The 12,173-nt window shown below is 68.9% G+C and carries 11 protein-coding genes; 10 read left to right on the forward strand and 1 reads right to left on the reverse strand.

Annotation, left to right across the window (positions count from 1 at the left end):
• Positions 1 to 46: 46 nt before the first annotated feature.
• The 9 genes from ACFWPJ_RS12655 to dmpG all read left to right on the forward strand — a co-directional run bounded on the left by ACFWPJ_RS12655 (position 47) and on the right by dmpG (position 10,294).
• Positions 47 to 880: an NAD-dependent protein deacetylase gene (locus ACFWPJ_RS12655; protein ID WP_378850271.1), complete on the forward strand. Its 834-nt coding sequence runs from the start codon at positions 47 to 49 to the stop codon at positions 878 to 880.
• On the forward strand, positions 877 to 1,278 hold the full coding sequence (locus tag ACFWPJ_RS12660; protein ID WP_378850246.1) for a DUF5655 domain-containing protein: 402 nt from the start codon (positions 877 to 879) through the stop codon (positions 1,276 to 1,278). Before ACFWPJ_RS12655 ends, ACFWPJ_RS12660 begins: the two co-directional genes overlap by 4 nt.
• Before the next feature lie 153 nt (positions 1,279 to 1,431).
• Positions 1,432 to 3,840, forward strand: a complete 2,409-nt coding sequence (locus ACFWPJ_RS12665) for an MFS transporter (RefSeq protein WP_378850249.1) — start codon at positions 1,432 to 1,434, stop codon at positions 3,838 to 3,840.
• A gap of 111 nt (positions 3,841 to 3,951) precedes the next feature.
• Positions 3,952 to 4,833, forward strand: a complete 882-nt coding sequence (locus ACFWPJ_RS12670) for an alpha/beta fold hydrolase (RefSeq protein WP_378850274.1) — start codon at positions 3,952 to 3,954, stop codon at positions 4,831 to 4,833.
• Positions 4,830 to 5,849: a VOC family protein gene (locus ACFWPJ_RS12675; protein ID WP_378850251.1), complete on the forward strand. Its 1,020-nt coding sequence runs from the start codon at positions 4,830 to 4,832 to the stop codon at positions 5,847 to 5,849. The genes ACFWPJ_RS12670 and ACFWPJ_RS12675 overlap by 4 nt, the downstream gene beginning before the upstream one ends.
• Positions 5,846 to 7,540 (forward strand): bifunctional 3-(3-hydroxy-phenyl)propionate/3-hydroxycinnamic acid hydroxylase, encoded by a 1,695-nt coding sequence (locus ACFWPJ_RS12680; RefSeq protein ID WP_378850254.1) that lies wholly within the window; start codon positions 5,846 to 5,848, stop codon positions 7,538 to 7,540. Before ACFWPJ_RS12675 ends, ACFWPJ_RS12680 begins: the two co-directional genes overlap by 4 nt.
• On the forward strand, positions 7,537 to 8,352 hold the full coding sequence (locus ACFWPJ_RS12685; RefSeq protein WP_378850257.1) for a 2-keto-4-pentenoate hydratase: 816 nt from the start codon (positions 7,537 to 7,539) through the stop codon (positions 8,350 to 8,352). Before ACFWPJ_RS12680 ends, ACFWPJ_RS12685 begins: the two co-directional genes overlap by 4 nt.
• Entirely contained in the window at positions 8,349 to 9,296 is a 948-nt protein-coding gene (locus ACFWPJ_RS12690; RefSeq protein ID WP_378850260.1) for an acetaldehyde dehydrogenase (acetylating), read from the forward strand. The genes ACFWPJ_RS12685 and ACFWPJ_RS12690 overlap by 4 nt, the downstream gene beginning before the upstream one ends.
• Complete coding sequence (gene dmpG / locus ACFWPJ_RS12695) at positions 9,293 to 10,294, forward strand: 4-hydroxy-2-oxovalerate aldolase (protein ID WP_378850263.1); 1,002 nt, start codon at positions 9,293 to 9,295, stop codon at positions 10,292 to 10,294. The genes ACFWPJ_RS12690 and dmpG overlap by 4 nt, the downstream gene beginning before the upstream one ends.
• 2 nt (positions 10,295 to 10,296) lie before the next feature.
• On the opposite strand, the gene ACFWPJ_RS12700 is transcribed toward dmpG, so the two are convergent.
• On the reverse strand, positions 10,297 to 10,935 hold the full coding sequence (locus ACFWPJ_RS12700) for a TetR/AcrR family transcriptional regulator (RefSeq protein ID WP_378850266.1): 639 nt from the start codon (positions 10,933 to 10,935) through the stop codon (positions 10,297 to 10,299).
• Between the two features lie 79 nt (positions 10,936 to 11,014).
• Here ACFWPJ_RS12700 and ACFWPJ_RS12705 point away from each other — a divergent pair.
• A partial coding sequence (locus ACFWPJ_RS12705) for an amidohydrolase family protein (protein WP_378850268.1) occupies positions 11,015 to 12,173 on the forward strand: 1,159 nt, incomplete at its 3' end.

The raw sequence follows: 12,173 nt of genomic DNA on the forward strand, positions 1-12,173 counted from the left end.
CTGTGTATATCTGGTCCCCCCCCCCCCGCCCCCCCCCGCGCCCGCGCTGGCGCGCCCGGCCGGCCTGCGGGCCGGGCCCCGCCTCGTGGTGATCTCCGGAGCGGGCCTGAGCACCGACAGCGGTATCCCCGACTATCGCGGCCCGGATTCGCCACCGCGCAACCCGATGACCTACCAGCAGTTCGTCGGCGACGCCGAGTTCCGGCAGCGCTACTGGGCCCGCAATCACCTGGGCTGGCGGCGGATGGACGCCGCGCGCCCGAATCGGGGACACCGGGCCGTCGCCGAGCTGGAACGCGCCGGGGTGGTCTCCGGCGTGATCACCCAGAACGTGGACCTCCTGCACACCAAGGCGGGCGCGCGCCGCGTGATCGACCTGCACGGCACCTACGCGCGGGTGTGCTGTCTGCGCTGCCCCACGATGATCTCGCGCATGACGCTGGCCGAGCGCCTGGAGGAAGCGAATCCCGGTTTCGCAGAAGACGTTTCGGCGACAGGAATCGAAGTCGCCCCCGACGCGGACGCGGTGGTGACCGACACCGCCCGTTTCCGCATGCTCGACTGCGCGACCTGCGGCGGCATGCTCAAACCCGACATCGTCTACTTCGGTGAATCCGTGCCCGCCGACCGGGTGGCCGCGGCCTTCGACCTGGTCGACGACGCGCAGGCACTGCTTGTCGCCGGATCATCGCTGACAGTGATGTCGGGCCTGCGCTTCGTGCGGCGCGCCGCGAAAAACGGTGTGCCGGTGGTGATCATCAACCGCGGCGGCACCCGCGGCGATGACCTGGCCACCGTGCGAATCGGCGCCGGATGTTCGGAAACGTTGTGCGCCTTGGCCGAACGACTCACCACACCGAGCGCGGTCGCTGGGCGATGAGCGATTCCGTCGAGGACGCGATCGCGAACTTCTTCGCGGGCAAACCGCATTCTCTCGAGATCTTCACCGTGCTGCGGGAATTGATCGCGGCCAACGGTCCGGCGGAACTGTCGGTGGCATCGCAGATCACCTTCGGCCTCGCGCGCAAGTTCGCGTGGGTATCGCTCTACAACATCACCGGCCGCAATCCCCAAGGCACCGTCCAGATCATGCTCGCGATCGACGAGGAAATAGCGCGACCACCGGTGTACCGGGTGAATCAGGTCGGCCGCTCGCGCTGGAACCACCTGGTCGTCGTGCATTCAGTGGCCGGGGCACGCGATCGGCGAACTGGCAGTTCTGATCGCCGCCGCCTATCGATTCGGTGCGAAATGAACGGTCACTTGATCCCTCGTTGACGGCGGCGTATTCGACGTGGGTAAGCTCTGCGCACCAGTGCATGAAGAGTTCCACCCGCGGCGCAAAGTTTTCCTCGCAGCGGGGTTGTCGGCCCTCGTGTGGGCCGCGTGATCGACCCCCACTTGCCAGCCGATCAGAACCAGGGCTTTTCCATGACCGATACCGTCGTTGCCGAACCACGCCTCACGCACCGCCAGACACTCACGATTCTGTCCGGCCTGCTACTCGGGGTCTTCCTCGCCGCGCTCGACCAGAACATCGTCAGCGTCGCGATCGTGCGGATCGCGAACAGTCTCGACGGCTTCGACGAACAGGCATGGGCGACAACGGCATACCTGATCACCGCCACCGTCACCACGCCGCTCTACGGCAAGCTGGCCGACATCTACGGGCGCAAACCGTTCTATCTGCTGGCGATCGCCCTGTTCGTCATCGGCTCGGCGGCCTGCTGCTTCGCGACGACGATGTACCAGCTGGCCGCCTGCCGCGCCTTCCAGGGACTGGGCGCGGGCGGGCTGATGTCGCTGGCGTTCACCATCGTCGGCGATATCGTGCCCGCCCGCGAACGGGTCCGCTACCAGGGGTATTTCCTCATGGTGTTCGGCATCGCGACGGTGCTGGGCCCGGTGGTCGGCGGGTTCCTGTCCGACTACGAGAGCCTCGGCGGGATCGAGGGCTGGCGCTGGGTGTTCCTGGTGAACGTGCCGGTCGGCGTGCTGGCGTTCCTGGTTGTCGCTCGGGTACTGAATGTGGGGCACACGCGCAGGCGCAGCCGGATCGACTGGCTCGGCGCGCTCACCCTCGTCGTCGCTGTCGTGCCGTTGCTGATCGTGGCCGAGCAAGGCCGGGTGTGGGGCTGGACCTCGCCGAAGTCGTTGCTCTGCTACGGCATCGGCGCGGGCGGGCTGCTGCTGTTCCTGATCGTCGAGTTCTTCATGAAGGACGCGGCGCTGATCCCGCTGCGGTTGTTCCGCAGTCCGACCTTCAGCATCGCCATCCTCGGCGGTTTCCTTGTCGGTGTCGCGATGTTCGGCGCGATCACCATGGTTCCGCAGTATCTGCAGGTCGTGCGGGGTTTCTCGCCGACCGAGGCGGGGCTGCTGATGCTGCCGCTGGTGCTGGGCATCATGGTCGGCGCGCAGCTGTCGGGGCTGATCACCAAGGCCAGCGGGCGGTACAAGGTGCTGCCGGTGCTCGGCGCGCTGATCCTGGCGATCGGCTGTGCCCTGTTCGCCCACGTCGGCGACGACGGCCCGTTGTGGCAGCCGCTCGCCTACAGCGCGATCATGGGTTTCGGCCTCGGTGGCTGCATGCAGACGCTGATCATCGCCGCGCAGAACGCCGTGCCCAACACCGAGATGGGGGTCTCGACCGCCGCGGCGACCTTCTTCCGGCAGTTGGGCGGCACCCTGGGTGTCGCGGTGTTCCTCACCGTCCTGTTCGATCGGTTGCCCGGATCGATCCTGTCCGCGTTCGGCGGCAGCCTGCCCGCCGGTCTCGACGCGGCGGGTCTGGACGCGCTGCAACGGGATACCTCCGGCATCGCCGCCCTGCCCGACGAGTTGCGGATGCCGATCCTGGCGGGCTTCACCGACGCGATGCAGGGCGTGTTCCTGCTCGCCGCCGATCTCGCGATCGTGGCGTGCCTGGTGCTGGTGTTCATGAAAGAGATTCCGCTGCGCGATGATCCGGTGCCCGGGGAGGGCTCGGACGGCACACTGCTGCGCGACGTGAGCCTGCACGACGCGCACGAGATGGTCGATCACCTGCGGCCCGCCGCCACCGGCCGGGTCATCGCGGGGCTGTTGCGTCGCGACGACGCGCGCCCGGTGCCCGCGGCCATCCTCACCCTGATCGACCAGCACGGTCATCAGGTGGCGCGCGGCAACGGCGACGCCGACGGCGCCTATGTCATCGCGGCGCCGCAGCCGGGGAACTATGTCCTCATCGCCGCCGCGGCGGGCCACCAGCCGGAGGCGGTGAGCGTGTCACTGGGGGAGCGGGCGCTGCATGTCGACCTGATGCTCACCGGGGCCGGCGAACTCACCGGCACCGTGCGGTCGGCGCGGCGCGGCGAACCGCTGTTCGGCGCGACCGTGACCCTCACCGATCCCGAAGGTGACGTCGTCGGTGCGGCGATTACCGGGGAGGACGGCGTATACGTGTGCCGCGATGTCGTGAGCGGCACGTACACGCTGGTCGCGGTCGCCGACCATATGCGCCCGTCCGCGGTCGCGCTGACCGTGCCGGAGACGGGCTCGCTGCACCACGACATCGATCTCGAGCCGATGGCCATCCTGATCGGCTCGGCCTGGGTCGACGGCGACCGCCCAGTCGCCGATGTCCAGATCACCGTCCTCGACGCGGGCGGCGACCCGGCGGCCACCACCCGCACCGACGAGCAGGGCCAGTACCTGGTCCCCGACCTGCCGGAAGGCGAGTACACGGTCGTGGCGCGCGGCTATCCGCCGGTCGCCAGCCAGGTGTCGGTGACCCGCGGCGAGATCACCCACGACGTCACCCTCGGCTACGACAACGAGGAGTCGATGCACCACCGCTGACCCCACCGTGGGACCGCCCGGCTGGGCGCACGCCGACACGTTTTTGACGATATCGTCAGAAACTCCTTGACAGATACTTCCGTCGTGATTGATGATTTCATCAGTAACGACATGGAGGTACCTGTGACAACCATTGGCGAGATCGTCGGGCCGGGGCAGACCGTCCGGGTCGGTGACCGAGAGATCTTCTGCAGCGAGGCCGGTGCCGGTCCCGCGGTGGTGCTGCTGCACGGCGGCGGCCCCGGCGCGTCGGGCCTGTCGAACTACGCGCGCAATATCGAACAGCTGGCCCGGCAGTTCCGGGTGATCGTGCCGGACCTGCCGGGATACGGGCGGTCGACAAAGCGGATCGACCAGTCCGATCCGTTCGGCGACCTGGCCGCGGCGGTCGGTGGTCTGCTCGACGAACTCGGCATCGCCTCCGCGCACCTGATCGGCAATTCCTATGGCGGCGCGGCGGCGTTGCGGTTGGCCATGGACCGCCCCGCGACGGTGGATCGGCTGGTCCTGCTCGGGCCGGGCGGCATCGGCACCACCCGCGCGTTGCCGACGAAAGGGCTGAGCGCGCTGCTCGCCTACTACGGCGGAACCGGGCCGAGCCGGGAGAAGCTGGCCGAATTCCTGCGCGACTACCTGGTATTCGACGCCAGTGGCATCACCGACGAGGTGATCGAGGAGCGTTTCCGGGCAAGCATCGACCCCGCCGTCGTGGCGAACCCGCCGTTGCGGCGCCCGTCCGGACCGTCGGCGCCGCGCACGCTGTGGCGCATGGACCTCACCCGCGACCAGCGGTTGCGCGAGGTCACCCAGCCGACGCTGGTGATCTGGGGCGCGCAGGACAGGGTCAACCGGCCCGCGGGCGGCCGGATGCTGGCGGAGACGATGCCGCACTGCGACCTCTACCTGGCCGCCGACACGGGCCACTGGGTGCAATGGGAACGCGCGGAGTTGTTCAACTCCCTCGCCTCGACCTTCCTGGCGGCCCGGTCGTGAACGCGCGGGCAGACGTGGACTCCGTCTTCGGCGACGTCCACCTGGGATACCTCGTCGTGGAGTCGAACCGGACCGCGCAGTGGCGGCGTTTCGGCGCGGACGCGATCGGCCTGCACGTCGATACCCTCGACGGCACAACGCTGCGGTTCCGGCTCGACGATCGCACCTGCCGGTTCCTCGTGCGGCGCGGTCCCGCGGAAGACGTCACGGCGATGGGCTGGCACGTCGACAACCACGAGGCGTTCGATCGCGTCGTGGCCCGCGTGGCCGACCGCGGCGTGCCCGTCATCGAGGGCACCGCCGAGGAAGCCGCGCTGCGCGGGGTGGAACGGCTGTGGCGGTTCCCCGGCCCGAAAGGCCTTGTCCAGGAGATCTTCACGGTCGCGGTGACCACTCCCGAACCACTGCGGATGCTGAGCACCGGATGGGTGACCGGTGACGCGGGGATGGGGCATGTGGCGATCCTGTCGCGGCGGCCGGAGGCGGTGCGCGGGTACTACCGCACGGTATTCGACTCCCGGTTGACCGACTACATCGACGAGAACGTCGCGGGTCTGCGGATGAAGATCCGGTTCCTGCGGGTGAACGAGCGCCATCACTCGATCGCCGTCGCCGATATCCGCGGTGTCCGGATCGATCCGATCCGAACCAGGGTGCAGCACATCAACATCCAGTCCGCGTCGTTGGACGACATGCTCGCCTCCTATCAACGGGTGCGCGAACTCGGCTTCGCGATGGCGTGGTCGGTCGGTCAGCACACCAACGACCGGGAACTGTCCTACTACTGCGTGACCCCGTCCGGTTTCGAGCTGGAAGTCGGCTGGAACCCGGTCGTGATCGGTCCCGAACTCGAATCGACCTGGGAGCCGAGCACCTATCAGGGCATCAGCATCTGGGGCCACAGCACCGTCGGCTCGACGGTCCTGACGAAATTCGAGCAGTTCCGGCAGGCGCTACGCCACGCGGCGATCCCGGAGGCGACCGTGCCCGAACTCAGCGGAGGGCTGATCCGATGACCGACTACGACGTAGTGGTGGTCGGCCTCGGCCCGACCGGACTGACGCTGGCCAACCTGCTCGGCCGTCGCGGCGTGCGCGTGCTCGTGCTGGAACGAGAACCCGAGTACTACGGCCTGGCCCGCGCGGTCTACACCGACGACGAGGGCATGCGCGTCTTCCAGACCGCCGGTGCCGCCGACGAACTGGCCGCGAACATGAACCACGACTCGACGGTGCAATGGGTGCGCCGCGACGGACGCCCACTGGCCCAGTTCCACCAGACCGCGCGCCCGCTGGGCTGGCCGGTCGTCAACTTCCTCTACCAGCCGTATCTGGAGACCACCCTCGAGCGTGCGCTGACGCGATATCCTCGGGTGCACGTGCGGCGCGGCCGGGAAGTGGTCGGCTTCGACCAGGACGAGACCGGCGTCGAGATCGAACACCACGCCTGCGACGGCATCGGGTACGGCAACCGTGCCCCGGAGTCCGCGCCGGGCACAGTTGAGCGGGTCCGGGCCCAGTTCCTGATCGGCTGTGACGGTGGGCGCAGCGTTGTGCGCACCCGTCTGGGAATCCCGATGAGCGGCACCAGTTATCCGGAGCGATGGCTAGTCGTCGACCTGAAGGCCAGGGACGGTGTGGACGCCTTCCGGCACCTGCCGTACTTCGATTTCGTCTGCGACCCCGAGCTGCCGATCGTGTCGTGCCCCCAGCCGGGTGGCCACCACCGCTTCGAATTCATGCTGCGCGAAGCGCAGACGAAGGAGGAGATGGAGGACCCGGACACTGTCCACCGACACATCGCCCGGTTCGTCGATCCCGGCGAGGTCGAGGTGCTGCGCAAGCTGGTCTACACCTTCAACGCTGTGGTCGCCGATCGCTGGCGGGTCGGGCGGGTGCTGCTCGCCGGCGACGCCGCCCACATGACGCCCCAATTCATCGGTCAGGGGATGAACTCCGGCGTCCGCGACGCCGACAACCTCGCCTGGAAACTGGCCGCGATCATCGAACACGGTGCGGCACACAGCATCCTGGACAGCTACGAGACCGAGCGCCGACCGCACGCGCAAGCGATGATCGACCTGTCGGTCCTGATGAAGAACTTCGTCTCGATGCGCAACCCGGTCGCGGCGAAGGCACGGGACGCGGCGATCGTCACCGCGTTGCGGGTGCCCGGACTCGGTGGGTGGATCAAGGCCGCGAAGATGAAACCGGCACCGCGCTTCCGCCGAGGCGCCTACCTGGGTCTGCCGCGGCGCGGATGGGGTGGCGTCGAAGGCGCGCTCGCACCGCAGCCGCAGGTGCGCAGCTACGACGGCAGGCATTGCCGCCTCGACGATGTCCTGGGAACCGGGTTCGCGGTGCTCGGCGCCGGCGTCGACCCGCTCACGGTGCTGAGTGCGGACGATCAGGTGGCGCTGCGGGCGCTGGGCACCCGGTTCGTCACCGTCTACCCGCACGGCGGCCGCCCCCAGGGCATGCCCGGTGACGGGCGCCCGGTGGGTACCTCCGACATCGAAGATCACACCGGCGTGCTGACCCGGTGGCTGCGGCGATCCGGCGCGGGCCGGGGCGGGATCGTGCTGTTGCGTCCTGATCGCTACGTGTTCGGGGTTGCGGCGCCCGGCCGAAGCACAGACCTGGTGGCCGAATGGCGCAGGCAGCTCGCCCTTCCCGCCGCCGCGAAACTTCCCGAGGAGGTCCGATGACCAGTATTTCCACCACGGCCGCGATAGCGGCGGCCGCCGAGCGTTTGGCCCGCGCCGCGGCGACCGGCGTGCCCAGCCGTCCGGTGCGTGATCTTCTCGGGCCCGGCAGTGTCGACACGGCCTACGCGGTCCAGCGTCTCGGCACCGAACGCAGGCTCGCGAACGGCGCCCGGATCGTCGGACGCAAGGTCGGGCTCACGGCACCCGCGGTGCAACGTCAGCTCGGCGTCGACCAGCCGGACTTCGGGGTGCTTTTCCAGGACATGGATGTCACGAGAACGCCGGTGGCGCACCGCCCCCGGCTCCTGCAACCCAAGGTGGAGGCCGAACTGGCGTTCGTCCTCGCCGCCGACCTCGACACCGGCCCGTTCGACGCGCACAGTGTGCGCACGGCCGTGGCCTACGCGGCCGCCGCGCTCGAGATCGTCGACAGCCGGATCGCGGACTGGGACATCACTTTCGCCGACACCGTCGCGGACAACGCCTCGAGCGGCTGGTTCGTCCTCGGCGTCGAACGGCTCGATCTCGCCGCGTTCGAGCCGCGCGAGGTTGTGATGACCATGACGATCGACGGCGAGATCGTCTCCACCGGAACGGGTTCGGCGTGCCTGGGCGATCCGCTGGCTGCGCTGGCCTGGCTGGCCGAGACCGCCTGCGCGGTCGGCGACCCGCTGCGTGCCGGGGACATCGTCTTGTCCGGTGCGCTCGGCCCGATGGCACCACTGCCGCCCGGTGCCCAGGTGCGCTGCGAACTCGTCTGCGACGCAACCACACTCGGCACGGCCGAGCTGATCATGGAGGACACCCTATGAGCGACCGCGTACCCGTCGCGATCATCGGATCGGGCAACATCGGCACCGATCTGATGATCAAGGTGCTGCGCCTGTCCGACACGCTGACGCTGGGCGCGATGGTCGGGATCGATCCGGCCTCGGACGGCCTGGCCAGAGCCGCCCGCCTCGGCGTGCCGACCACAGCCGACGGAGTGGCCGGGCTGCTCGCGTTGCCGGGATTCGACGAGATCGGCATCGTGTTCGACGCGACCTCGGCCGCCGCACACCGTGCCAACGCCGCCGCCCTGGCACCGCACGGCAAACGGCTGATCGATCTGACGCCCGCGGCGATCGGCCCGTTCGTCGTTCCCGCGGTGAACCTCGACGAGCATCTCGACGCGCCGGACGTGAACATGGTGACCTGCGGTGGGCAGGCGACGATTCCGATCGTCGCGGCGATCACCCGCGTCACCGAGGTGCCCTACGCGGAGATCGTCGCCTCGATCGCCTCGCGATCCGCCGGCCCGGGTACCCGCGCCAATATCGACGAGTTCACCGAAACCACCTCGACCGCGATCGTCGCCGTGGGCGGTGCGCGGCGCGGCCGGGCGCTGATCGTCCTCAATCCCGCCGAGCCGCCGCTGATCATGCGCGATACCGTGCTGGCCCTCATCGGTGACGCGTCTCCGGAAGTCCATGCGGCTGTGCGGGAGTCGATCGTGGCGATGGTGGAGCAGGTGGCGGCCTACGTGCCTGGATACCGGCTCCGACACGATGTGCAGATCACCGCGTTGGACCCGGAGGTGCCCACCCGCACGCTCGCCGGTGATGCCGAGGTGACTCATCAAGTGTCGGTCTACCTCGAGGTCGAAGGTGCCGCCCACTATCTGCCCGCCTATGCCGGCAACCTCGACATCATGACCTCGGCCGCGCTGCGCGTCGCCGAACGGATCGCCGCGACCCGCCCGGCGGGTGCGCGATGACCCGGGTCTTTCTGCAGGACGTGACCCTGCGCGACGGCCTGCACGCGCTGCGCCACCGCATCACCCCGGAGACCGTCGCCACGGTGGCGGCCGCGCTCGACGCCGCCGGCGTGGACGCGGTGGAAGTCGCCCACGGTGACGGCCTGTCCGGCGGCTGTCTCACCTACGGTCCCGGTAGTCACAGCGACTGGGCCTGGCTCGAGGCGGCGGCGGGCGCCCTCACCCATGCCCGGCTCACCACCCTGGTGTTGCCGGGTGTCGGCACGGTCGAGGATCTGCGCCGTGCGCACGCGATCGGGGTGCGGTCGGTCCGGGTGGCGACGCACTGCACCGAGGCCGATATCGCGGCCCAGCACATCGCCGCCGCGCGCGAGCTCGGCATGGACGTGTCCGGGTTCCTGATGATGAGCCACCGCAACACCCCCGTGGGGCTCGCCGCACAGGCGAAACTCATGGAATCCTATGGTGCGCACTGTGTCTATGTCACCGACTCGGGCGGGCGGCTGACCATGGCCGACGTGCGTGACCGGGTCCGCGCCTATCGCGACGTCCTGGAGCCGGACACCGAGATCGGAATCCACGCGCACGAGAACCTGTCGCTGTCGGTCGCCAACAGTGTGGTCGCGGTCGAGGCGGGCGCCGTCCGGGTCGACGCGTCGCTGGCCGGACTAGGTGCGGGCGCGGGCAATACGCCGCTGGAGGCGTTCGCCGCGGTCGCCGACCTGAGTGGCTGGACGCACGGCGCGCAGCTGGATGCCCTCACCGATGCCGCCGACGATCTGATCCGGCCACTGATGGACCGGCCGATCCGGGTCGACCGGGAGACCCTCGCGCTGGGCTACGCCGGGGTGTATTCGAGCTTCCTCCGGCACGCCGAAAGGGCCTCGGCCACCTACGGAGTCGACGTGCGCACATTGCTGACCGCGGCGGGCCGACGCGGTCTGGTCGGTGGACAGGAAGACCTGCTGGCCGATATCGCCCTCGACCTCAGCCGGTGAGCTCAGAGTTGCGGCAGCGGGGGCAGCGGACCGGCGATCAACTGCTGGGCCGCGGACTGGTCCATGCCGAACATGCGCAGCATGTGCAAGGTCATCTCGTCGGCGAGGGCTCCGGCGTCAGCTTCGGGATCGACATCGAGCAACTGCAACAACCCCAGCATCGCTCCGCCCGCGGCCATCACCGCCAGTTCCGGGTTCATCGGCTCGAAACGACCCGCTTCCTGGGCGGCGATGATGTCGCGGCGGGCGCGTGGGACCAGGCCCTCCTCGTGCAGCAGCACCGACATGCCCGAATGCAGGAGCACCCGGATCATCTCCGGGATCTGGCGCTGCATGCGGCCGGACATCCGGAAGCTCACCGCGAAGATCTCGGCCGGGTCGTCGTAGCGGGTGACGATCTCGTCGCGCAGCTCGCTGTAGACCCGCAGCACCGAGCGCACGGCCTCGTCGAACAGCTGTTCCTTGGATTCGAAGTGGTTGTAGAAGGAGCCGAAGCCGACGTCGGCGGCGTCGGTGATCTCCTGGATGCTCACCGCGTAACGCCCCTCCGACAAGAACTTCCGCGCCGCCCCGAGCAGGGCGTTGCGGGTGCGCTCCCGGCGACGATCGACCCGGTTGCGGACAACGGGTTCGGTGGCCATCGGACTCCTCCCTCGGAATTAGTGACCAGATCATATCTGACCAGATCATCAGATATGACGTAGTGGAAAGTGAGAACCCGTGTCCGACTCGACTCGCCCCTCATCGTCCCCGGTGCGCCGCCGCAGCGTGCTCGCGGCGGGAGCCCTCGGCATCGTCGCGGCGGCGGCAGCGCCCGCGGTGGTGCGGGCGCAGCAGTCCGCGGCGCCGGATTCGGCGTACCGCATCGACCTGCACGCGCATTTCCTGCCGCCGGACTACCGCGCGGCCCTGCTCGAGCACGGCCACGTGACGATCGGTGGCTATCCGACGCCGGACTGGTCGCCGGAGCAGGCCCTGGCGTTCATGGACTACTACGGCATCCAGGCGCAGGCACTGTCGGTGTCCGATCCCGGTGTATCGTTCCTGCGCGGTGCCGAGGCGGCCGACATGGCCAGGTACTGCAATTCCTATGCGGCCCAGCTGTTCCGGGCACATCCGACCCGATTCGGTGCGTTCGCGGTGCTGCCGATGCCCGACATCGCGGCCTCGATCGCCGAGGCGATCCACGCCCTCGACGAGCTGCACCTCGATGGTGTCGTGCTGCTGTCCGCCTATGACGGTGTCTACCTGGGCGATCCGCGATTCGAACCGCTGATGGCGGTGCTCGCGCAACGCGGCGCGTACGTGTTCGTGCATCCGGCGGCCATTCCCGCAGACGCCAAACCCGAACTGCCGCTGCCGGATTTCCTGGAGGAGTTCACCTTCGATACCACCAGAGCGGCCACCTTGATGATGGCGACAGGCATGACGCAGCGCTTTCCGGGCATCCGGTTCCAGCTCGCCCACGCGGGCGGAACTCTGCCGTTTCTGTCCCTGCGGGTGGGGGTCGCCATCCAGACAGTGCTCGGTCAGCTGTGGCCTCAGGATCTGCCTCGGCCGTCGGTGCTCGACATCCAGCGCCAGATCGGGAACTTCTACTACGACACCGCGCTGAGCGGATCGGCAGCGGCGATGGCGAGCACCCTCGCCGTCACCGGCCGCGACCACATCGTCTTCGGCTCGGACTGGCCGTTCAGCGCACTGACACTGCCGCAGTCAGGGTCTCGTGATCCCGCACCGGGACTCTCGTCGATCTTCGACGCGGAGCAGCGCCAGGAGATCGAACGCCACAACCCGCTGCGGCAACTGCCGCGCCTGGCGCGGGGGCTAGACCGCCGGGGTGTGTTAAACAAAACCCCGCCCCCCCGAGCCGGATTTA

The organism is Nocardia sp. NPDC058497, from assembly GCF_042720195.1.
Taxonomy (GTDB): Bacteria; Actinomycetota; Actinomycetes; order Mycobacteriales; family Mycobacteriaceae; genus Nocardia.

Bases quoted from the DNA above. Each gene is read 5' to 3' on its own strand.
- ACFWPJ_RS12660 (WP_378850246.1), top strand. From the start codon at position 877: ATGAGCGATTCCGTCGAGGACGCGATCGCGAACTTCTTCGCGGGCAAA.
- ACFWPJ_RS12665 (WP_378850249.1), top strand. From the start codon at position 1,432: ATGACCGATACCGTCGTTGCCGAACCACGCCTCACGCACCGCCAGACA.
- ACFWPJ_RS12670 (WP_378850274.1), top strand. From the start codon at position 3,952: ATGGAGGTACCTGTGACAACCATTGGCGAGATCGTCGGGCCGGGGCAG.
- ACFWPJ_RS12680 (WP_378850254.1), top strand. From the start codon at position 5,846: ATGACCGACTACGACGTAGTGGTGGTCGGCCTCGGCCCGACCGGACTG.
- ACFWPJ_RS12685 (WP_378850257.1), top strand. From the start codon at position 7,537: ATGACCAGTATTTCCACCACGGCCGCGATAGCGGCGGCCGCCGAGCGT.
- ACFWPJ_RS12690 (WP_378850260.1), top strand. From the start codon at position 8,349: ATGAGCGACCGCGTACCCGTCGCGATCATCGGATCGGGCAACATCGGC.
- dmpG (WP_378850263.1), top strand. From the start codon at position 9,293: ATGACCCGGGTCTTTCTGCAGGACGTGACCCTGCGCGACGGCCTGCAC.
- ACFWPJ_RS12700 (WP_378850266.1), bottom strand. From the start codon at position 10,935: ATGGCCACCGAACCCGTTGTCCGCAACCGGGTCGATCGTCGCCGGGAG.